Annotated in this window: 13 protein-coding genes and 1 pseudogene; 9 read left to right on the top strand and 5 right to left on the bottom strand. The window is 43.1% G+C overall.

What is annotated here, in order from left to right:
* Positions 1–320 precede the first annotated feature (320 nt).
* Positions 321–1,577: an ATP-binding protein gene (locus tag F7D73_RS12345; protein ID WP_153125131.1), complete on the bottom strand. Its 1,257-nt coding sequence runs from the start codon at positions 1,575–1,577 to the stop codon at positions 321–323.
* Between the two features lie 611 nt (positions 1,578–2,188).
* Between F7D73_RS12345 and F7D73_RS12340 the strand changes: the two genes are divergently transcribed.
* From F7D73_RS12340 to F7D73_RS12325, 4 genes are all read left to right on the top strand, one after another.
* Positions 2,189–5,359, top strand: a complete 3,171-nt coding sequence (locus tag F7D73_RS12340; RefSeq protein ID WP_153125129.1) for a SusC/RagA family TonB-linked outer membrane protein — start codon at positions 2,189–2,191, stop codon at positions 5,357–5,359.
* Between the two features lie 21 nt (positions 5,360–5,380).
* Positions 5,381–6,991 (top strand): RagB/SusD family nutrient uptake outer membrane protein, encoded by a 1,611-nt coding sequence (locus tag F7D73_RS12335; protein WP_153125127.1) that lies wholly within the window; start codon positions 5,381–5,383, stop codon positions 6,989–6,991.
* Positions 6,992–7,013: 22 nt separating this feature from the next.
* Entirely contained in the window at positions 7,014–7,766 is a 753-nt protein-coding gene (locus tag F7D73_RS12330; protein ID WP_153125125.1) for a hypothetical protein, read from the top strand.
* Between the two features lie 64 nt (positions 7,767–7,830).
* Positions 7,831–9,480, top strand: coding sequence for a C10 family peptidase (locus tag F7D73_RS12325; RefSeq protein ID WP_153125123.1), 1,650 nt, complete (start codon positions 7,831–7,833; stop codon positions 9,478–9,480).
* A gap of 274 nt (positions 9,481–9,754) precedes the next feature.
* On the opposite strand, the gene F7D73_RS12320 is transcribed toward F7D73_RS12325, so the two are convergent.
* Positions 9,755–10,414: an Abi family protein gene (locus F7D73_RS12320; RefSeq protein WP_153125121.1), complete on the bottom strand. Its 660-nt coding sequence runs from the start codon at positions 10,412–10,414 to the stop codon at positions 9,755–9,757.
* A gap of 838 nt (positions 10,415–11,252) precedes the next feature.
* Here F7D73_RS12320 and F7D73_RS12315 point away from each other — a divergent pair.
* Positions 11,253–11,372: pseudogene (locus F7D73_RS12315) on the top strand (energy transducer TonB); the annotation flags it as partial.
* 85 nt (positions 11,373–11,457) lie between these two features.
* On the opposite strand, the gene F7D73_RS12310 reads toward F7D73_RS12315, so the two are convergent.
* Positions 11,458–12,330, bottom strand: a complete 873-nt coding sequence (locus tag F7D73_RS12310) for a FimB/Mfa2 family fimbrial subunit (protein ID WP_153125117.1) — start codon at positions 12,328–12,330, stop codon at positions 11,458–11,460.
* Positions 12,331–12,808: 478 nt separating this feature from the next.
* Between F7D73_RS12310 and F7D73_RS12305 the strand changes: the two genes are divergently transcribed.
* From F7D73_RS12305 to F7D73_RS12295, 3 genes are read left to right on the top strand one after another with little or no spacing between them, the layout of a single operon-like run.
* Positions 12,809–13,108, top strand: a complete 300-nt coding sequence (locus F7D73_RS12305; RefSeq protein WP_153125115.1) for a DUF7724 family protein — start codon at positions 12,809–12,811, stop codon at positions 13,106–13,108.
* The gene (locus F7D73_RS12300) at positions 13,089–13,328 is read left to right on the top strand and encodes a DUF7723 family protein (protein WP_153125113.1); all 240 of its coding nucleotides are present in this window, start codon (positions 13,089–13,091) and stop codon (positions 13,326–13,328) included. Before F7D73_RS12305 ends, F7D73_RS12300 begins: the two co-directional genes overlap by 20 nt.
* Positions 13,321–13,602: a DUF4160 domain-containing protein gene (locus tag F7D73_RS12295; protein WP_153125111.1), complete on the top strand. Its 282-nt coding sequence runs from the start codon at positions 13,321–13,323 to the stop codon at positions 13,600–13,602. The genes F7D73_RS12300 and F7D73_RS12295 overlap by 8 nt, the downstream gene beginning before the upstream one ends.
* A gap of 92 nt (positions 13,603–13,694) precedes the next feature.
* Here the strand turns inward: F7D73_RS12295 and gluP are convergent, their stop codons facing one another.
* Positions 13,695–14,903 (bottom strand): glucose/galactose MFS transporter, encoded by a 1,209-nt coding sequence (gluP, locus tag F7D73_RS12290; RefSeq protein WP_228117739.1) that lies wholly within the window; start codon positions 14,901–14,903, stop codon positions 13,695–13,697.
* Positions 14,904–15,029: 126 nt separating this feature from the next.
* Here gluP and F7D73_RS12285 point away from each other — a divergent pair, with 126 nt between their 5' ends.
* The gene (locus tag F7D73_RS12285; protein WP_153125133.1) at positions 15,030–16,223 is read left to right on the top strand and encodes an SGNH/GDSL hydrolase family protein; all 1,194 of its coding nucleotides are present in this window, start codon (positions 15,030–15,032) and stop codon (positions 16,221–16,223) included.
* A gap of 147 nt (positions 16,224–16,370) precedes the next feature.
* Here F7D73_RS12285 and F7D73_RS12280 read toward each other — a convergent pair whose 3' ends face one another.
* Positions 16,371–24,275 carry a S8 family serine peptidase gene (locus F7D73_RS12280; RefSeq protein WP_153125109.1) on the bottom strand — a complete coding sequence of 2,635 codons (7,905 nt, stop codon included), beginning with the start codon at positions 24,273–24,275 and terminating at the stop codon, positions 16,371–16,373.
* Positions 24,276–24,287: the final 12 nt, after the last annotated feature.

Raw genomic sequence — 24,287 nt, 5'->3', positions numbered from 1 at the left:
AAGGTACGAACAAAAGAGAAGACTACAATGGTATAAACGCGGAGCCGCTTACGATGCAAGAGGATAAACGCTGAGCCGCTTACTTATCACGAAGCTCGGTCATCATTGATGACCAGCGCTGGTCTTCAATGATGGCTGAAGCAGGGAGCATGGAATGATCTCGGAGCCTCAAAAAATACAGGGTGAAGAGAGGTGAAGAGTGGTGAAGAGTGCATAGCCACTCTTCACCCGTGCAAACCTCTTATATACAGCTGGTTATGTCGTATTTGTGAAGAGTGAAGAGTATTTTTGAAAGTAGCTCTCTATTCATCAAACAACAACTACGAGGTAAGCAACCACTTCCATACTGGTATCACTTCAATCTTCAAGTCATCCAGTTCTATCGTCTCCTCTTCATCCATCGTAATAACAAAAAGTTTACTTCCTGGATACCTCTTCTGATAAGCATTCAAAGCCCCCAATTCCCGCTCACGAGTAGCAGCATCCTTGATACTATACGACACCTGGAAAGCACATTGATGCTCAAAGAGACAAAAGTCTACCTCCACATTATCATGATAATAGAAGAGATCTTCCCCATACTTCTCATGCAGGTGAATGGCTACCAGATTCTCCAAGAGAGATGTTTCTGGATCAAAGAGGAATAGACTCAGAAAACCATTATCTATAAAGTAATACTTCTGGTTCGACATTCTATCTTGTAATTTTGCGCAAATGTTTTCTATGGAGAAGACCAAGCAAGTGTCCTTGATATATCTCAGATAGTCCACTATCGTCTCTTGCTTTACCTTTCCAGCCACAGTAGAAACCAGATTAGCCAGTCTGTTATAAGACTGTGGCTGCTTTACGCTCTCAGAAAGTTTACGTATCAAAGTCTTCATCGCCAGAGGGTTACGGATGCCGTATCTGGTAATTAAATCTCCAAAGTAAATCTTGTTGTATAGATTGCCCAACCACTCTCGCTTAAACTGATTATCAACAATCACCAATTCTGGCAAACCGCCAATATGAAAATACTCCAGAAAAGCCCTCTTGAGGTCAGAATTTTGCAGATACTCCCACTGCGCAGGCAAGGAGATATGCTGGGCTGTCAAGTATTCCTGGAAGGAGAAAGGAAAAACGGGTTGCACCATATATCTGCCGCCAAGCGTAGTAGAAATCTCGCTACTCAGCATCTTGGCGTTGCTACCAGTGATATACACTCTATATTTCTGGTCAGCAAGTCTGCGTGCAAATTTCTCCCACCCATCAATGATTTGTATCTCGTCGAGCATGAAGATAGGCTGATGCCCATACATCTCCTCGTAAGCCTGCTTGATGGCATCCAGGTCGGAAAGCTGGAGATTTTCCAATCGGTCGTCCTCAAAATTGAAGTAAAGGATTTCCTCTGGCAGATGTCCCTGAGCTATCATCTCTTGGGCACGCTGATATAGCAAGTAAGACTTACCGGCTCTTCTTAGTCCTACCAGCACATAGTTAGAATGAGATTCGAAGCTGATGTTTCTTTTCACCATCTCCACATTCTGAATCATCCTTTGGTTCTCCGCTATCAGCAGTTTTGCTATTCTCTTGTCCATATCTTCCGTTTTATGTTAATCTGGGTGCAAAGATACAACATTTTCCTTTATAAAGGAAGAAAAGTTGTAAGATATTTCCTTTATAGAGGAAACTTTTCCAGAAAAACTTTCCTCTATAAAGGAAACTTTCTTTAAACTCCTTCGAAAAATGAAGTTTCCAAGATACTGGATATTCCTCTCTATATGCTCTTTGTTCTCGGAAAGGAGCTGGAGGTGGAAAACTAGAATCTGGAACGGGCGATGGTTTTTATATGAACTGTCGCCCATTTCTTTACATTTCATAAGAAAAAGTGCATAAAAATCGGATATTTATAACAAAATGTAGCATTAAGTGCAACTTTTTCTGAAAAAAGTTTGGCGGTTTCCTAAATAATGCTTAATTTTGCACCCGATTTAAAATATTTTTTAAAATTAAGTAAGTTTTAGACTTACAGGCTCTTATATAATATAAAGGTATAAAGAGCGATTCCCCCTCTACCTCGGGGCAAGAGGAGGGGGCAAAATGATGGGTCAAAGTCCTTTTGGGGACGACCGGTCATTTAATTCATTAAAATGTAGAGAGAAAGAAAGAAATAACAAACATTATATATTCATTTAAACGAGGGAGATTTATGGAAAAAAGACTCATGACAGTAGTTGCAGGTCTTGCTCTTAGCACGAGCATGGCTTTTGCACAAAGTCAAATCTCTGGTAAAGTTACTGCTTCTGAGGATGGAAGCCCTGTTATCGGTGCTTCTATCAAGGTTGTAGGAACTAACACAGGTACAGTTACCGACATTGACGGTAACTTCACATTAAGCGCTCCAGCTGGTGCCAAGCTGGAGATTACATACATTGGTATGCAGAGCAAGTCAGTAAAGGCTGGCAAGAACATGAAGATTGTTCTGGATGCAGACAATCATTCTTTGGACGAGGTGATGGTTGTTGCTTACGGTACTGCAAAGAAGAGCTCTTTTACAGGTTCTGCTGCAGTTCTTAAAAGCGATGAAATTGCTAAGATTTCAAACTCTAATGCCGTTTCAGCCTTGACAGGTAAGGTCTCTGGTGTGCAGATTAATGCAGCTACAGGTCAGCCTGGTCAGGAAAGCTTTAATATCCGCGTTCGTGGTATTAGCTCTATCAATGCTGGTAATGCTCCTTTGATCGTTGTTGATGGTTCACCTTACGATGGTGATATGAACTCTATCAACCCAGGCGATATTGCTTCTATGACCGTATTGAAGGATGCTGCTTCTGCTGCTCTTTATGGTGCTCGTGGTGCCAACGGTGTTGTTATCATCACTACAAAGAGTGGTCGTGATGGCTCTACTTCATTTACTTTTGATGCTAAGTGGGGTTCTAACTCTAAGGCTCTTCCTGATTATAATATTGTAAAGAGCCCAGCTAAGTACTATGAGACTTGGTATGCTGCTTTGAACAATTATGCTCAGAATAAGTTGGGTTACAGTGCTAACGAGGCTTATGCTTGGGCAAACAAGAATATGATCAACTCTGCTGATTATGGTTTGAACTATAACGTTTATTCTGTACCTACTGGTGAAAACCTTATTGGTGTAAATGGTAAACTTAATCCTAATGCTACATTGGGTAATGTTATCAATTACAAGGGTCAGGAGTATATGTTGATGCCTGATGATTGGAGAGATGCCAGCTATCAGAACGGTTTGCGTCAGGAATATACCCTTACTGCTACTGCTAACAGTACACAGGGTTCATTCTATGGTTCTGCCAACTATTTGAAGAATGAAGGTATCACCATGGGATCAGATTATACTCGTTTCACTGGTCGTATGAAGGCTGACTATCAGATTAAGTCTTGGTTGAAAGTTTCTGGTAACATGAACTATACTCATAGTGATTCTAACTATTTGGGTAAAGATGGTGATAGCGCCGATTCTGGCAATATGTTTGCTGTAAACAGCGTTGCTCCTATCTATCCTTTGTACATCCGTGATGGTAAGGGTAATATCATACTCAACCAGACTACCAAGATGAACTCTTATGATTATGGTGATGGTGCCGTGATTGGTTTGATGCGTCCTATTTTCCAGCAGTCTAACCCTATCAGTGATATTCAGTTGGAAACCAACAATGTAGAGGGTAATGCATTCAATGCAGTAGGTTCTGCAGAGATTCGTTTCTTGAAGGACTTTAAGTTTACTTCTACCAATAGTACTATGATGGATGAGTCTCGTCAGTCTAATTTGAGCCAGCCTTTCTTTGGTCAGCCTGCTAAGTCAAATGGTTATGTATCAAAGGCACATACTCGCAGATGGTCTTACAACTTCCAGCAGTTGCTCAACTGGCACCACCAGTTTGGCGAGCATGATGTTGAGGCAATGGTAGGACATGAGTACTATCGTACACGTTACTATGTATTGGCAGGTAGCAAGAGTAATATCTTCTCTATCTTCAATAGTGAATTGGATGCTGCTATTGTTGATGGTAGCATTAGCTCATATACAACCGATTATAATACAGAAGGTTTCTTTGGCCGTGCACAGTATAACTATTCACAGAAGTACTTCGGTTCATTCTCTTATCGTCGTGATGCTTCTTCTCGCTTCGATCCAGATAATCGTTGGGGTAACTTCTGGTCATTCGGTGGAGCGTGGATCCTCTCTAAGGAGAAGTGGTTTGAGTCTTCATGGATTGACGAGTTGAAGTTGAAGGCTTCTTATGGTGAGCAGGGTAATGACAACATTGGTGACTATTTGTACACCGACCGTTATTCTATCGGTAATTCAAACGGTAGTATCTCTTTGAAGCCTTCTTCAACAAAGGGTAACCGTAAGATTAGCTGGGAGAAGGGTGGTAACTTGAATGTTGGTACCGAGTTCTCTCTCTGGAAGGGTCGTTTGACAGGTAGTGTAGAATACTTCTATCGTAAGACAACCGATATGTTGGCATTCTTCTCATTGCCTGTATCTTATGGATACTCTGGTTATTATGACAATGTTGGTGATATGCGTAACTCTGGTGTCGAGTTGGAGTTGAATGGCGATATTATCCGTACCAAGGACTTTACATGGAGTGCAAATTTCAACTTTACAGCATATAAGAACAAGATTACTTCTATGCCAGAAGAGAAGAAGGCTATTACCGTTGATGGTGTAAGAGGTTATGCTGGTGGTGGTTACTTCTATGGTGAAGGTCAGCCTATCTATACATGGTATATGGCAAAATATGCTGGTGTAGATAAGGAGACTGGTGAGGCTCTTTACTATAAGGATACTGACAAGGGTGAGACTACAACTACTAATGCCAGCGAGGCAACTATGCACCTTTGCGGTACAGCCTTGCCAGATGCATACGGTGGTTTCGGTACAAGCGTGTCATATAAGGGATTTGATTTCTCTATGGACTTCACTTATCAGTTGGGTGGTAAGATCTACGATTCTTCTTATGCATCATTGATGAGCATTTCTAGAGGTTATTCTTTCCATGCAGACTTGCTTGATGCTTGGACTCCATCTAACACTTCATCTGATATTCCACGCATTCAGTATGGTGACTCTTATGCAGCATATACATCCGACCGATTCCTCGTATCTGGTTCGTACTTGAGCTTGCAGGATGTAACTTTGGGCTATACACTCCCACGTGCGTTGTGCTCTAAGATTGGTATCAACAAGGTTCGCGTTTACGCTACAGGTTCTAATTTGTGGCTTTGGTCAAAGCGTCAGGGTCTTGACCCACGTCAGAGCATCACCGGTGCAACATCAAACGCATACTATTCACCAATTCGTACAATATCTGGTGGTATTACAGTAACATTCTAATTTTTATAAAGAAAGAATTATATGAAAAAGAGTTTAATATATGGCCTTTCTGCTTTGACTCTTGTTGCATCAACGATGTCATTGACTAGTTGTATCGAAGAGACAGAGCCTACAAGTTCAGCAACAACATCACAGGTACAGCAGTCATCTTCTGCAACAGAAGCACTTTTGATGGCTATTCCTGCATATTCAACAGCTAAATATTTCAGCGGTCGTTATGATTGGGCTTTTGGTTATGGTGCAATTATGCATATTCGTGACATCCAGTCTAGTGATCTCTGTGCAACAGACGATGCTGGTTATTATCAGTTCAGCTATTTTGCAGAGAATAAGTATGCAGGACGTGATTATGTCTTTGCACAGTATCTGTACAACTATCAGACAAAGTTTGTTAATACAACAAACAATGTAATTAAAGCAGTAAATCCTGATAATGCAACAGATATCCAGAAGGGTTATCTTGGCGCGGCATACGCATATCGTGCATTGCTTTATCTGGATATGGCACGTGAGTATGAGTATCTTCCTACTGATGGTACAGAGCCAAAGAGTCCTTTTGGCAATGATGTTGCAGGCCTCACAATCCCTATTGTAACAGAACAGACTACAGAGGCTGAGGCTCGTGACAACAAGCGTGCTACACGTGAGGAAATGAAGGAATTTATTAAGAGTGACCTTGATAAGGCTGCTGAATACATTCCTATGTTGGATAAGACAACTAAGACTTTGCCTCACTTGGATTGTGTATATGGTCTCTATGCTCGCTTGTATATGTGGGTTGAGGACTATGCTAACGCAGAGAAATATGCTCGCATGGCTATCAACGAATATAAGGGCAAGCCAATGACTCAGGAGGAGAGCTTGAACACCACAACTGGTTTCAACGATCTTTCTAAGTGGATGTGGGGTGCACAGGATACTAAGGAGTCTTTGTGGAACAACTTGGCAAACTGGGCTTCTATGGTATCTAATGAGACTAGCTATGGTTATGCTGGTGGCGGTGGCTGTAACAACATGCTCGACCGCAGATTGTATGAGCGTCTGAGTAACACAGACTGGCGTAAGTTGGAATGGAAAGCTCCTGCTGGTTCTGCTCTCGATGGTCAGAATATGTATGTTGACGATGCTCTTGGTAAGAGCTTGGCAGACTATTCTGGCTTGAAGTTCCGTCCAAACGGAGGTGTAGCTGCTCCTTTTACTGTTGCAAGTGCTACTGCATTCCCAATGATGCGTGTAGAGGAGATGTATCTGATCGAGGCTGAAGCTGCAGCTCATCAGGATCCTGCTCGTGGTAAGCAGCTTCTTGAATCATTCGTGAAGACTTATCGTGATGCAAGTTATACTTGCAAGGTTTCTGACAAGGATGCTGTCGTAGAGGAAATCGTATTCCACAAGCGTATTGAGTTGTGGGGTGAAGGCCAGTCTTTCTTCGACCTCAAGCGTTTGAACTATAGCTGTACACGTGGTTATGAAGGAACTAACCATCTCGATCAGCAGAGATTCAACTCTAATGGTCGTCCTGCTTGGATGAACTGGGTAATTTCTGCCAATGAGGAAGAGGGTAATGTACAGGTTAAGGAAAACAACAACCCTGACCCATCAGACAAATATACTCCTTGGACAGGTAAGTAAAACTTATAAATAGAATAAAGACATGAAAAAGTTATTGAAATATAGTCTTTCTTTACTGTGTGCTATCATGGTAATCGGATTGACATCATGTACAGATAGTTATGATTATGATCCTGCTGCACCAGAAGATAAGGGAGCATTCTTGATTGCTAACACAACAAGTTTTATGTTTACACCTGGTCAGGCTCAGGAGTTCGAGATTACAGTGCAGCGTCGTGATACTGTAGAAGCTGGTACAGTTACTTTGACATCTGATAACAGTAAGTTCAATGTTCCTTCTCAGGTAAGCTTCGGTGCTAATGAGAAGACAAAGACAGTTACTGTTACTTCTAATTTGGAAAGCGGTTCTGATGAGAATGTAAATATCAGCGTAGCAGAAGGTCAGGCTTATCACTATGGTGCTAACACCATTACGATTAATGTAAAGACTCCAAAGAAGTACATTGGTACATTCAGTTCTGCATTTGCTAAAGATTCTTGGGAACAGACAGTATATGAGCTTGGTAATGGCAAGTATATGTTGCCAGATCTCTATGATCAGGGACGTAATATTACTTTTGTCATTGATTGGAATACTAAGAAAATTACTGTTGCAGGTCAGGCTGCATGGACTCATCCGTCTTATGGTGTAATTGGTGTTCAAGGTAGTGGAGTCTATGACGCAAAGAATAAGGTTGCTAAGATGACTTTGACCCACTTTGTTCCTAATGTAGGTTCATTTGGTGACTTTGCAGAAGATTTCTATTTCCCAGAAGATTTTGAACCATCAAAATAATAAATATTAAGAGAGACCGACCGAATCAAACGGTCGATCTCTCTTTTTTTTGAATATAACGCTTATGAAAAGACTTGTACTCATTCTGATCTTGACTTTAAGTCTTGGTTCATCATTCGCTAAAGAAAGAACAAGCGAAGAAAAGCTAGCCATTGCTAGAAGTTATTTAATCAAAAATCACAGTTTCTCAAGAGTTAAAAGCCAGAATAAGATTCTTGAGTTGAAAACTCTTGATGCCTTGTCTGTGTTGGGATATAGTAATGGAGGTTTTGTTATTGTAAGTAACGATGATACGAATGCGCCCGTTCTTGGATATTCTGACAAGAAAACAAATTTGGAATCTCCAGACTTGATGTGGTATCTAAATGCTGCCAATCAGGCTCTCCAGTCACGTACCGCTTCTTCAACAGCATTGGAAAGTAAAGAACCAATAGATCCTCTGCTTAAAACTCGATGGGGACAGGATACTCCATACAATAACTTGTGTCCTACAGAAAGGGAGAATGAAAAGGCTATATATCCAACGGGATGTGTGGCAACAGCGATGGCACAGGTAATGTATTACCATCAATATCCTGAAAAGGGAACTGGAAACATTACCTATTCTTTCCAAGACAGAATTTTGAGTGCAGATTTTAATAATACCTATTATCAATGGAATCTTATGACACCTACATATAAAAAGGGTGAATACTCTGATGAGTCTGCTTTGGCTGTAGCAACCTTGATGTATCAGTGTGGTGTTTCTATCAAGATGCAGTATAATACAGGTGGAAGTGGAGCGTATTCATATAATGCTGCTACTGCTTTGCGAAAGAACTTTGGGTATCATAAGAATTTGCAGATTCATTATAGAGACTATTATACCACTAAAGAATGGATAAACAAAGTATATGATGAATTAAAGACTGGTCGCCCTATCATCTATACGGGTGTGGATGAAAGTAATGGTGGACATTGTTTTGTATTGGATGGATTCGATCAAAATAACTTTGTTCATGTCAATTGGGGATGGGATGGCGTGAATGATGGCTATTATGATATTGCTTTGCTTAATCCTACAGGAAATAAATTTTCTACTGGACAGACTATGTTATCGGGTGTGGATAAACCAAGTGCAGACATCAAACACCATTCTGAAATTGTCTCAGAAGACAACTTCAAGGTAACCAAATTGGGCTCTACGAGATTACTGATAAATGACGGAAAGTATGCAAATCTGTCAGATCAGGATTTCACGGGTTTATTAGGTGTCGTTCTTGAAGGAAACGGTAAGCAATATGTATTGTTATCACAAGAAAACAAGAATGTGCCGAATATGTATTATTTGACAAAAGCATCATCTAATATGTGTTTGTTGCCTAGTGATTTGGCAGATGGTTCATACCGTATATATCCGGCTTCAAAAGATGATACAGATGATTATTGGGAGCCAGTTCATATTTCGGAAGGAAATAACAATAGTTATATTCTAGTAAAAAGCGATAATTCTATAGCTTTAACTGCAGTGACGGATGCAGATTGGCATGGAACAACTGGTATAAATTCTTTGTTTTATAATGCTGGCGAAACTTCTCCATATACCTATGTATATAATGCCGAAGGCCAGCTGGTATGCAAGATGAAGACCTCTGAGTTCCAGAAGAACAATATCCCTGGCAATGGCTTGTTTATCCTGAAGTGTGGAAACAAGACCATGAAGATTGTAAAGTAAGCAATCGGACATATATCTCTCATATATATAATTAAGGTGTATCCTTCTTGCCTCATACATCGGGCAAGCGGGATACACCTTTTTTTTTTATCTTCCTCACCCTCAAACATTTTCCAATAATTCCTTGCTTCTTTCAGAAGAAAAGCGTATCTTTGCAAAAGAAAAGCTGCACTGGGCAATTTGTAAGCAAGCTTTCATTGCGCTCGCTGGCATAATCTTTACAGAAGAAGCGATACTCTTCAATCATGAAGATATGACTTTTTTAGATATGGCTTTACCAATCCATAATTTTACGTATATCCAAACTTACAGAGCTAAATCTGTCAAACTGAGACAACCAAGTTGGTACCTCCTTATTCATCCATCCCATAACATTCATCATTTCGTCGTGTATCATCTCAACTTCATCGAGATTCCAACAAATTGCTTCATTATGATCTATCCTATTGCGCAAGCGACGGAATTTGTTTAAGAAGCTAGCAACTACCTTTCTTTGCCGATTAGCTTTCTTCACAAAGGGGAAAGCTCTCCTTAAATCTTTCCAAAGGATACGTTCGTAGTTTCTATTAAAAAGGGATGTCCAAAAGCCCCAGGTCAATTCTGCTGTAATCTTTGCTGTGGTTATATCTTCTCCTCGTGCAGCAATTTGTTTCTTAGCTGTGCTTATATATTTATTCAGTTCCATCAGGCCTGGAGTTGTAGAGAAAACGACATACCAATCTTCTCTTTTGGCAAATGCCACAAGTTCCCGAACTACGGAATTACGGAGTTCTACCTCAAAGACAGAAAGACATGGGTACATAGCTTCGGAAAGCATTATGTTACATTGATAATGCTTAATTGCCTTTACTTCATCCTCAGGATAGAGCAAGAAATATTTCTTCATTCTATCTGTCGAGAAAACTTTTTCGAAAAAAACTTTGGTATATTCCATTTTTATTCTTATCTTTGCAGCGCAGTCCCGGTAAGGCCCTCTCCCAGATTATTCGATGCTGGTGATGACCCCGGGTTTTTTGTTTTTGCAAAAGTACATAAATATTTTGATAGTGACAACAAAAAAGCCTTTTTTCTTTGCTTTTTTTGTTATCTCCCTCACCCTCAAACATTTTCCCCAAAATCATTGCATCTTTCAGAAGAAAAGAGTATCTTCTCGGGTTGGAGAAAGTATCTTCTCGAGTTGGAGAAAGTATCATTCAGGGTGCTAGAAAGTAACTTCTCTATTGTTGTCACTAGGCTAGGCAGCTCTGCTGAGCCTAGTCAGCAGGTCTGCAGACTGCAGTCAGCACCTCTGCCGAGCCTAGTGGGAATACCTTGTTGTCGTACAACTATAACCCTTTTAGTCGTACAACTATAACCTGTTTAGTCGTACGACTATACACTCTATAGTTGTACAATCGTAGCTTTATAGTCGTACAAAATGCGATAAAGCTTCCTAAGGACAGCTCGAATAGATGCCTCTACTTAAAATTTCTGGCACATGTGCCACTTTTTTTAAGTGCAAAGATATGCGAAAGTAGAGTTCTAACCAAAAATTTTTAGATTTATTATACTAAAAAGGTGTGCCTACCAGCCGCTCTATCCTTAGACTATAGAGCGTTCTTGCTATTGGACAGGTAACAAACCTGCCCTCCCAGTTATCCCTTGCTAAAACTTTTCTCCCCATTTCCTTTCAACATTTCTAAGAAAAGCGTATCTTTGCAAGCGATAAGTATTAATCCTTTAATATTGGAGGTACATATGGAATTATTTGATAGTAAAAGACAAGCGATGACCCTCTGTTCGACAAAGAGGCATTGAGAGTAGTTAAGCTGATGCCTCGCTTTGTTCCTGATGGGGAAGGCAAGGTGGTTGCCAGCTCCGTAGAAATTCCCGTCATGTTTCGATTGAAATAATATCTAATAAGGTGTATCCTCCTTGCCCATACATCGGGCAAGCGAGGATACACCTTATTTTAAATATATATACGATATACTCCAGCTAGAATGTCTTGGAATACCCACTTTCTGTTAATGCCGTGTCGGAAACAGTAAACGAAGAGGTGCTGCTATTATTGAAAAAATTACCCTCGTAACGGGTTAACTTACCCTTTACCAGATGCACATTGTCAAAATTGCACTCCTTGATGACCTTGCCATTCTTGTCCTTTGCCTGCGACTTTACATGAAGATTCTCTACATCATCAGCCTTCAAAAGCGTATAGACCGTGAAGAATAAATGATTGTACTGGTACTTCTTGGCATCAAATACTCTTTCGTAATGGATAGGAGCCTCTGTCTTGCATGTGCCGGTAGCAGGATTGAATACCACACCGCAACCTCCGGAAATCTCTATGGATTCGCCGGCTACATTTAATGGAGTTTCAATAGAGCTCCTTAGTTTGAAGGCACTCACGCCCCGTGATAATGTGGCATCAAAATTCTGGTTGCTTACTTGAGGACTGACCGTAATATCCTTATAGGCATAAACCATATCGGTGACCTGATCATTCGGAAATCTGACTTCGGTAGCCGACTTGATGGTAATACGATTATCCAAAGGCATAGGGGTGACTGCGGCTACAGCAACCATGTGGTAAGTGCCTTCAGGAACATCGAAGGTTACCTTGCCGAAATCATCGCCCAGACTGTCTTGTCTTACGACATAGCCTGAATCATTCTCGGATTTAATAGGTATCAATGCAACCTCCAGTTCTGAAAACCAATGACTGGCAGCCAAGGTCGTTTTGTTATCAGCACGGGTGGAATGCATACGTGCCGATGAGACATCTGAGGCAGAAGAGATATCTTCTATCGTTTTCTCGAAGAAGCTGATGCTTACCTCATGGTTCGTTACCTGTGATGATTCATTCATCACGTTTTCCTTGGAACAACTACCTAAAAGTAGCAAAATTGAGACCAGCAGCCCCATGCTTTTAATTCTGTTCATCCTTCCCTGAGTTATTAGGTATTGGACGCCGGAAATATTCCGGTATTATCGGCTAGTACGCATTTGAATCATGCAGACAAACGCTTTTAGTACTAACGTTGGTTCAAAAATAATAAAAATATAAATACGTTATACTTTTTAATGCTTTTTTCTTCATTTACTTAACATTATATAACGGGAAGATGGTAAAATGCAGGAAATTCAAAGGGGTAAGAGGTTTTCTAGATAAAGTAATTAAATAAGATGTATCCTCACTTGCCCCCATACATCGGGCAAGCAGGATATACCTTCTTCTTTTTATCTTCCTCAGCCTCAAATATTTTCCAATAATTCCTTGCTTCTTTCAGAAGAAAAGCGTATCTTTGCAGAAAGAAAGTTAAATCATAAAAATAAGGAGGCAAATATGAACAATGCAAATTTTTCATCAGAAGCGTTGCTCTCTAACAACGGAGATATGACTTCTTTTCGATATGGCAATAGTAACATCCGATTTCGTACTCCTAAACGCCTTAAACGATATACAGAGGTTAAGGAATGGGATAATGGATATATTGTTGTTATGGCAGATTATGAAGGCTTGGGCGAAACGGAAGAGTATATTGACCTTTTGCCCATATTAAAGAATCTGTATATCAATCCTGAGACTTTTCTTAAACCAATCAAGTCAGTAAAAATAGATTATCATGAAGGAAGAAGAAATTAAATCTGTAGCAGAAAATGCTATGATGATTGTTTGCGGATATGCATTTTCGAAAACCGAAGAAGGCTTTATACGTGTTGTATATCTACACCCACCATACCATGCTCTTGTAATGACTAGCGAGGGGGAAGTTACAGAAACCAATATGGATGATATAGAAATCAGCATCGTTCAAAAGTATTGGAACCGAAACAAAAAATTAATGGAGCAAGCTTATGCCTAAATATTACGACTTTATGATATGTGGGTATTACCTCTATTTTACTTCCCATTGCATAGTGGAAGCTATGCATGTACATGCTAGTGACAAACGTTTAACAGAATCTGGCTCTGCCAAGCTTTTTGTAATGGGAAATGGTGATACCATCGTAAAAGAACAGGGTATTCTGACTAATAAAGAATTGAGAATCATTCGTGAATTCATAAAAGACAACTATCAGGAAATGTTCTTAAAATGGTCAGAAATGAGCAATAATGGCTTTTATCGTGGAGAATAACTATAAATAAGGTGTATCCCCCCTAGCCTTTCATCATCAAAGGCTACAGAGGATACTCCTTATTTTATAATCTCAGCTGATAAGAAACGATACTATGAACGGATTTTGTGGCCGTGAATGCTGTAATACAAAATGTAGAGGAAGCAAGGGAGACAGAGCCAATATGCCTGCTGAGCACCTACTGCATCCTTCAGACTGCCATAGAGCGTAGGAAGAACGGCTCCACCAAACATCGCCATGATGAGCAACGAAGAACCAGACTTGGTAAACTTACCCAAATCTGCCATTGCCAATGGCCAGAGGGCAGGCCACATCAGAGAACAACCCAATGCCATCAATGAGATGAAATAAATGGAAATCTCGGCTGGGGTAAGAACCACCAGCAAAGATCCGGCAATTGCCAGGAACGAACAGAGTTTCAAGGCTACTGCCTGACTGATGTACTTAGGAATCAGAATGATACCGCAGATATAACCGATAACAATACCGATAGGAGCTATCCAGGCATAGTTAGCTGCACCTGGCAAACCCAGGGAATTGGCATAATCTACCAATGTTCCGAGAGAAACCGTCTCAACACCTACATACAGGAACAGCGCCAGACAACCCAAAAGCAAGTGAGTGAACTGGAAGACAGAGGTCTTGGTTGCAGCATAAGTGCAGGCAGCAGACTCCTCTTCCTCAGAATCATCCTCTCCGGCAGCCTTCACCTCTGGTAATGGAGCCAGGAAAGCCAGAACACCCAAAGCCAGGAAAGCTACGATGATGATCCAGAAAGGCTTAGCCAAATCCTCGATTTCGATGAGATGCACATCCTTGCCCAACAGCCATACGATGAACATAGATGGGATTGGCCACGCCAGCTTGTTGCAGATACCCATCATACTGATGCGCTTGGCAGCACTATCCAATGGACCCAGGATGGTAATGTAAGGGTTGACAGATGCCTGAAGATAGGCATTGGCAGCACCACTTACAAAAGATGCAAGCAGGAACAGAGGAAAACTCTTCTCATCGGCAGAAAGGATGAAGAGATAGAATGCTGCTGCGAAGATGACAAACGACAGCGACATCGTCTTCTTATAACCGATAGCCTTGATGGTGAGTCCGGCAGGATAACCGAAAATAAGGAACGGAATGAAGGTGGCTGCGATGATGAGATAAGAGGCAGCATTGGAAATACCCAGCGAACCCTGCAATACAGGCACCAGCAAGGAATTAATACCCAGGGCAAAGCCCAAAGAGAAAAACATGATTCCAATGAACGACAATGGAATCGCAAAACTTTTTGTTGGTTGCATAGACTATTATTTTAGTTAGAAATTTAGGCAAAGATACAACTTTTCTCAACATTCTCCAAAGTTTTATGAAAAAAGTTTTTAAATTTCTTGCTTTTGTTGGTTTTTGTGGCTAACTTTGCATCTATGATGAAAAGATTATTGGTTTTATTAATGGTATTCTGTGCCATATCAACTGTTTCTTCCGCACAGAACTGGGTAGGCACCTGGGCCACAGCTCCGCAAACTGTAGTCAGATCATTTATGCCCTATAACAATTGCATGACTAACCGTTCGGTACGCCAGGTGGTAAAGGTTAGCATAGGAGGCGACGTGATTCGCCTCAAGTTGAGCAACATCTATTCGATGCAACCCGTGGAAATCCGCTCCATCTACATCGCCCATGCCAAGGATTCCTTCGCCATCGATGCCAAGACGGCACAATACTTCAAGTTCGGCAACAGTTACAAGACCGTCATCCCTGCCGGCAAGCAGATTGTGAGCGATGCCCTGAAGTTCAATCTCAGGAACCTGGAACGGGTAGCCATCACCATCAACTATACCTCGGCTCCCAAAGTGCCGACCGTACACATGGGGTCGCGCACCACCTCCTACATCATGAAGGGAGTAACCAATGCCCACTCCAACTTTGAGAAGGCTTTCAGAGAGAACCATTGGTACAACATCAGCGGCATCGATGTCTATACGATGAGCAACAATATGAGTGCCATCGCCATCATCGGCAACTCCATCACCGACGGCAAATGCTCTACCGACAATGCCCAGAACCGATGGCCCGACGTGATGTCGGAGATGCTGCAGCTGAAGCATAAGATAACCAATCAGGGCGTACTGAACCTGGGCATCGGCAACAACCGTGTAACCGTTCCGGGTGGCTTCGGTGCCCTCGCCAAGGAGCGCTTCGACCGGGATATCCTGATGCAGAACGGCGTGAAGAAGGTGATTATCTTTGAAGGCGTCAACGACATCGGTGCAGCCAGAAGCGGAAGCAGCGAAACGGTGGCACGCCAGATTATTGAGAGCATACAGGGAATGGTGAAGAAGGCGAAAGCCCGGAAGATGAAAGTTTATCTCGGCACCATCACCCCATTCAAGGGCGCAGGATATTATACCCACTTCCACGAGGCTGCCCGACTCTATGTAAACGACTGGATTCGCAGTCAGGCAAGGAACGTAGACGGCATTCTCGACTTTGCCAAGCTCCTGCAAGACCCGAATGATGACAGAAGGATGAAGCGGGAATACGCCAGCAACGACTGGCTCCACCCTAACCCAACAGGCTATAAGGCGATGGGAATCTATGCAGCAGACATCGTAAAATAAAGACATCATCGTGAAAAAGAAACATCATAGAAGAACATCGTAAAAAAGAAAAAAGAGGAATCGTGAATAATCATTATCACGATTCCTCTTTTTTTATGGATAAGTATCCTGCTTACCAAAGCGGGAAGCAAGATACCGAAATCTACATTACTTAGCGACAAACTTCACTGCTGAGGTCTTGCCATCTACATTAGCTACAAGGTGATATACACCCGCAGCAACCTTACCCAAAGCTACGCTAGCCTTATCGCCAGCATGAACATTCTGCAAGGTCTTCTGAGCCATCAGCTGACCGGCATTGCTATAAACAGAGAGAACAACCTTGTCAGCATCAGCACCGATAGTAACATTCAAATTACCGTTCTCTGCATCTCCATTTACAGTAACATCGCCCTTAGAGGCACCAGCCACAACATTGCTGATACCTGTTGCAGCATCAACAGTCAAGGCTATGACACCAGTAGTAGAAGCACCATTGGCATCAGTAGCCACAACATTGATGTTGGTTGAACCGGAAACCTGCTTAGCAGCAATGATGATACCATTCTCCGACTGATAGAGAGCAGCCAATGAAGGATCGGCAATCTGAGCAGAGAAGGTCATGGCATCGCCATCAGCATCCTCGAAGAAATCAGCAAAGTAGTACTGGGCTGATGTCTCACCACCCTTAAGGGCCAAGTCGGCAGGACCCACATACTTAGGTGCACGGTTGGTATGTTCAACGTTGTAGTTGACAACAACTGAGCTTGCATTGCCTGACTCGTCCTTGGCATTTACGGTGAAGGTATGCTTGCCAGCAGTACCATAATCCGGAACAAGAGCCACATTGAGCTTCAAGCTGCCGCCAGCCTCAACAGTATAAGTACCATTGCTTTCAGAAATACCTTCCTGAGTACCGTCCTCATTCGCATAACTCTCAACAGATGCGATACCGTCAGCATCGTTCAAGCTTACGGTGAAAGCCTCACCCTCGGCATCAGCAACAGTTACAGGAACCATCGCCTTGGAAGCCTCAGGAACAGTAGTCTCACCTTCAGGAGCGGTGATGACAGGAGCAGCATTCTTATCGAGATAGATGTGATAGTTGTAGAGCTTGTTGTATGGATCATTGCTCTTCACTACGAGAGTAGCCTTATTGTTCTTGGCAAAATAAGCACTCTTGGCATTCACCTCAAACTGTACAGGAATAGCCTCGCCTGGAGCAATCTCGCCTTCCTTCTTCTCGTTGAGCAACTTAATCCATGGCTCACCCTTCTCCTTCTCGATACAAGTCATGAAGTAACCGAAGGCACCATAACTGTAAGCATTGTCGTAGAGAGCCTCGATGTCAACCCAACCACCCAATGACTTCAAGTGTGCCATATAGCGATTGGTCTCCATATCTCCATCCTTGGTAGCCATCATGGCTGATGACTTGTAGCCGGCAGGATACTTCAATACGACATAGAAGGTATCGGCAGGATTAATGTAGATAGGGTTGTCAAACTTCAACACACGTGGAACACCCTGGTAGCTGCCATTATCAAGAGGTTCTTCCTTGGCAATATGAATCTTGCCATGGCCGATGGTCTTCTCGGTAGCTGTCACATCATTGCCTAGAATAACAGAAGCCTCGATGTCCACATTCTCCAAGTCGCCTACAGTACCGACGAAGTAGAGATGGGTAAGATTGAAACCTTCAGCAGGAGCCTCATAGCGAGTTGCTGCATAGAAGTTCTCATCCAGAGCAGTAGCACCCGTACCCATCAGGGCTGCCTGAGCATTGGCTACAGGGTTGAGCACTGGATAATAGAGCGCATTGCCCTCATAGCCTGTAGGCAAGTCGTAGATGAACTTCTGATCGTCCTTCACCTTCTTCAAGCCAAGAGCCTTCACCATGCCCTTCTTGCCGGAAATCTTCTCTACACAGGTAGCCACGAAATTCTTGGCAACATCCTCAGAAGGATAAGAGATGACATTATAGGCAGGAGCAGGATCGTTGCTGCCATCATCTACATTACCAGCATCACGACCAGATGGATCGAGACTCAATGAGTAAGTAAGCTTATACTCGCCATCGTTCTTCAGATTGACGGTACGAGTGCCCTTATAGTCAGAAGCCACATTTTCAATATGCAACTCCTCTGGATCGAAGGCCATGACAGGAGCCTCTGTGATATTCAGCTTGATAGTAGAGGTGTGTGTCTCCTCATTCAAGCCCTCTACTGTAAATACGAGAGGGAAATCCTTCTTATGTACCTCATAAACATTATAAGGAGCGATTCTGAACTTCACGGTGTCGGTACCTACTACGATAGGTGCCATCATGCCGCTCTTGTATGGTACCCAAGCCTTGGCAGCATCAGCAGCAAGTGCCATTGGACCTGGATCGATGCCGTCATCGCCGCCATTGTTGCTTTGTGCAGTATAGACCTCAAGTTCACCTTCTGGAGCAGAAGGCTCAACATCAGGGTCATCAGACTCCGAGCCAGTAAACATCTCAGAAGCAACGTCTGTGATAGTGAATGCCTTGGTTCCCTTGTTGACTACATAGAATTCATAGTATGAAGGATCTATTGCGTTCTCATCTACAGGCTGCTCAACATTGATTATCTCAGGGAACTTAGCCTGAGCCTCACCAGTGATATTCAGCGTAACAGGAATCTTAACGCTTGCACGAGAAGGATCGTTGGTGGTAACGTTCAACTCATAATCATAAGTATCAGCCAGCTGGTTAGCCTTCAGCTCAACCGGCATTTCAACCTGCTCACCTGGAGCCACTACATAGTTCTTATATGGAGAGAACTCAACGGCATTGCCGTCGGTGATATACATATCAGCAGGAGTAATACCACGAGTACCGGTATGATCCATGATACCACAGAGACCGAATACGCCCAACTGGAATCCATCAGGATCTACATTGTACTGGAACTTGAAGGAACCGTCCTTGCGGAGAATCACCTCAAAGTTCATACCCTGCATCATCGTATTGCCATAATTCTTATAGCTTACAATGACCTCATCATCCTTTGCCTTGTAATATACACCATCAGAAGATGGAGTATTCATTGAGTGGTTACCCCAGAATGGGCAGATGATGTTGGTATAGAAGGTTTCTGTTGTTGGCAGACTTGCTGGTGGCTCAGGGAACTGCTTGTAATCCTCTACCGGTGCATCGAAAGATACGAAACCAGTATTGTAGATATACATGCTCTTATACTTCTTGCCATAGAATGGGAACTCGAATGGAAGCTCCACCTTCTTGAAGTCTGTCTTGTCAATATAGTATGCATAAGGCATGTGCTCAGTATAGTCGTTGGTGATGTCTACCCAGTTATAAGGTATATCGAAGCCATCGAGCTTAGACTTGAACACATAATCAACAGAAGACTTTCCTGCAGCCTCCAAATCAGAAGCACTGAACCAAGAAGCAGGCTCAGCAGAGAACGTAAGGTCCTCATCGCCCTCGTTGGTTACCTGGATTGTCTTTTCTACGTTGGTACCATAAGGAGTTTCAACCTTCAGGCTCTCTGGATTACTCTTCCAGGTAGGATTACCAATGACCTCAGCCTTCAATGGGATTTCCTTGGTTGTACCATCCTGATAGGTGATAACGAGAACATCTTCGACAGTACCCTTCTCGGCAGTAGGCAATGTTACTACGATATCCTTGCCCTGACCTGCAGGAACAGAGAATGCAGCTTTCATTTCTTCTGCGAGAGTAAACTTGCCGTTCTTGACAGATACGCCAGCTACCTGGAGAGCATCCTTACCATTGTTGCTCAACAATACTGTGCGCTGCTGGGCAGAAGTACGGAATACCTTACCGAAATCTACGCTGGTAGAATCGAGAGCAGCCTCAGCCTTCAGGTTGTCGCCAACGATGTTGGCAGTCAACTTGACAGATGCACTTGGGTTGATTGGGTCGTTGGTGATAACGGTGAGATAGTTAGTCAGAGGTCCTGCCACCAATTCATCGTTGGCTGCCAATGTTACCTTGATTTCCTTGCTTTCACCATTGCCTACATAGCCATCAGTGCTTGACAGGCTCTTGATCATAGACTTGGCAGGAGCCACAATCTTGATGGCGCTGCCTGTAACGATATCATAATAAGGAGCATCCAGACCATCGTTATCCTCCTGTACCTTGTTGGCATCAACAAATATACAAGGGTCGGAAGCAGCAATATCGCTGACACCTACGAAGTTGTGACCACCAGAACCGAATACGCCTGCTGGATTATAATCATCGTAGTAAACCTCTACACTTCCGTCAGGGCAAAGAGCCATGTGGAAACTGATAGTAGTTGTTTCGCCACCACCATTGGTTGCAGGAGTTACAACATTCTTGAACTTGACATAGAGCTTACCATTCTTATGACCATAGGTAATCTTACTGTTGGCACCCATGTCCATCCAGCCTGAGTTGGTATAAGCAGAAATATAGCCCAATCCCTGTACACAATCGCCAGTAGGAACCATACAAGAGATACGACCATCCATCTGCTGCATAGAGACACCACCATAAGAAGATACGTAAATTTCATCATAATCCTTACCATAGAACGGGAACTTGAAGCCCACCTTGATAGGACCAGACTGCCAATTATCATTGGTAAACTGCGAAGTGATATCCTTCTCATCAGCCAACTCTGGAGCTGGCTCATACTCGAATGATTCATCACCGGCAACATTAGAGATGGTAGTATAACCAAACTTATGTACTTTGGCAGTAGAACCTACTATCTTCTCGGAAGAGAACTTAGGGAAGACATACTGCAAAGGATAGTTACCCGTGTTCTTGATAGTGATGGTAGCAGTTTTGTCCTCACCGCCTACCTTCAAGTCGCCTGCTTCATAAACATCAGGAGTTACACTCTGCTTGGCAGGAACTGAAGCGACACCGCGAACCAGGAATGAATGCTGATTACCATTCTTATCGGTCAGAGTAATGGTACTGCTGAAGTTGCCTTCCTTGGTAGGAGCAAACGTCACAGGCAACGTACCGGTAGAGCGGGCTGCAATATTATTGGCACCCTTTGGCACATTGAACTGATCGGATGAAGACTTCACGTTCTTTGGAGCCTGGAGCATACCATATTTACCACCGAATACACCATAACCGCTATTGGTCAACTCTACATCAATGGTCTTGGTCTGACCAACCAGCAAGTCACCGAAGTCAACCAGCTGCTGGCTGTGCAGTTCAGGCTTATAGCCCTTCACGGTCATAGCTAAAGCAACCTGCTGCTTAGAATCAACAGCCTCATTGCTCTTGACATGGATATTGAACTCATAAGTACCATTAACCAGTTTCTGACCATCATTCTTCAGAGTAACCTTCTGGCTTTCGTTAGGACGAACCTCACCGCTGATAGGCTCAGGGTTGAGAACCTGACTCCAGTCTGGATTCTTGCTGACAGCCTGTACAGCCCAAGTAAGCTGACTGGCTACAGACTCGAAGCTAGTACCCTTGAGAACCTCACTCAACTGAGTCCAGGTAGTACCGTTATCAGAGCTATAGAAGCTGTACTGAGCAATATCGGTTCTTTCTGTCTTACCGGTAGCCAAAGGATTCTTGGCACCGGCAGGGAACTTAGCAACAACCCAAAAGCTTGAACCAGGAGCAAAATAGATCTGCTCTTTCAATGTAATAGGATAATTGTATGCCCAGAAGTCATAATTAATCTTCTGGATCAAACTTGCCCTAGAGATAGAACGTGAACCGTCATAAATCTCAATCTCAGGATTCTGACCGTTCTGTCCCTGAATAAGAAGATCGGTTAAGTTGAAACCATTAGGATAAGTTGCCTTATCTACATAGAAATACTGAGCCAAAGCATTTGGCAGCTTGGTATCAGTTTCACCGATATAGCTATATACATAATTAGAATAAGTCAAAGTGTCTGGCCAATTTTCCGCCTTGTAGTCAGAAGAAGCTACAGCATTACGCTTAGCCAATGTTGGACTGACAGTACCGCTGAAAGGAAGAACCTGACCAGGATTTGGCTTGAGGTTACGAGCACTGGTAGACATAGTTGCTCGGGTTGTAGCAGTAGTAAGCTGATACTTCAACACGCCCTCACCGGCATTCTTTACATTGAAAGAAGCCTCAGCTGTGGAAGCCTTGGTTGCATCTACTGTCATAGAAAGGTTCTTCTGGTCTACCTGAACCTTAGGGCCTGCATTTGTAGTAGCCTCCTTGATTGGAGATACGGCAGAAGCCTTACCCCAACGGTTGTAAGCCACAATTGCAAAATAATACTTAGTAGAAGCCTTCAAACCTTCTACCTCGTAAGACATCTTGTCGCCAGAATACTTGAACTTGGTATCTACAGTAGCAGAGCTCAACTTATTCAAGTCGTCTGTAGCAGAGAAAGCCTCTGTGCTATAATAAATTACATGATGATCAATGCTCTTCTCTTCGGTTTCAGGAATCGTCCATTCGATGAGAGCATTGTCGTGAGATGCAGTAACAGTGAAGTCGGCAACAGCCTCAGGCACGCTACCCTCCTTGCCCTGCAAAGCCTTGTAAGCATCGATATAACCGGAACCCATCAAGCCCTCGTACTCAGGATTCTGAGTATAAAGGTCGTTTACAGAAGTGGTAAGCAATGTTCGGAGAGTCTCATTAGAGAACTGCTTGTTACCATACTTGGAAAGAATCAATGCTGCAATACCAGATACATGAGGACATGCCATGGAAGTTCCCTCATTATAACCATAGGTACTGTTAGGCAAAGTACTCAATACGCCATACTGCTGGCCATTGTCTTCCAAACCACCAGGGGCTGTCACATCAACCCACTTGCCACGGTTGGAATAATAAGCCACGCTTCCGTCTGGAGCCATGGAACCAACAGCCACAACCTTGTCAAGACAACCAGGATAATAGTCACCTTCCTCGCCATTGTTACCGGCAGCAAAGATACAGAGACCACCGTTCATCTTGTCACCACCACCATTCTTGGTGAAGTAATTAACAGCTTCGGTAACCGACTTATCCTCATCACCTGCAACACTGGCACCCCAAGAACACTGGGCAATGCTGGCACCGCGATCGGCTGCATAAACAATGGCTGCACCGAAATCTGCTACAGCAGAACTGCTGGCACGGCTGTCAAATACCTGACAAACCATCATCTTGACACCGCCCTTACCGTCGCTACCACCAGCAACACCGCAGACACCGATACCATTATTATTGGTTGCACCTACAGTACCTGCTACGTGAGTACCATGAGAGTGAGCGTTGATATCACTTGAATTGATAACAAAGTTATAGCCGTAGATATCATCTACATAGCCATCACCATCATCATCAACACCAGGCTTACCGTTCAACTCGGCTGTGTTGATCCACACATTGTCCTTCAGGTCTGGGTGATCTACCTGGAAGCCACCATCAATGATAGCAACCACAACATCCTTAGAACCGGTAACACCAGTTTCCCAAGCCTTGAATACATTGGCATCTGCACCCACCTTGGTTCCTGCGATATGACCATCGTTGTTGTAATGCCACTGATCGTTGAGCAATGGATCATTGAAAGGCATGGTAGATGCTGCCTTGGCAGCCTTGGCTACAGCAGCTGGAGAAACCTCCAGGAAACGCTCACCGCCAATAGGCTTGTAAAGAGGAATTCGCTGTGCGTAAGATACACCTTCAGCAGAACGGAACAGGTTTCTTGCCTGTGCCAATTTCATTCCTAATGCCTCATAATGGACATCATACCAAAGATCCAGTCCGAAAGCCTTGTGCTTTGCTTCATTCTTACCAGCATAAGGAAAGACACGGGTCATGGAGACTGCCTTTACTTTCTGATTGACCCTGTCGAGCGGGGTCACGCCAGTCTGAACATACTTCTTGCTGGTGCCTTTTACCGACAACGGAAGCTTAGCCGCAATCATACGGTCAGCTATCTCACGCTGAAGTTTGACACGCACAACGCCCTCTACAAAGTTAGACTCTGCAGATTGTGTAGTAGAAGATGTAGACTGCGCACTAATACGAACGTTGCTGCCTAAACACAGCACCGCACATACAAGTAATAGTAATCTTCTTGTCATGTTTGTTTTGTT

Source organism: Segatella copri (assembly GCF_009494395.1).
Lineage (GTDB): Bacteria > Bacteroidota > Bacteroidia > Bacteroidales > Bacteroidaceae > Prevotella.
This window is presented reverse-complemented; position numbering and strand designations above follow the sequence as displayed.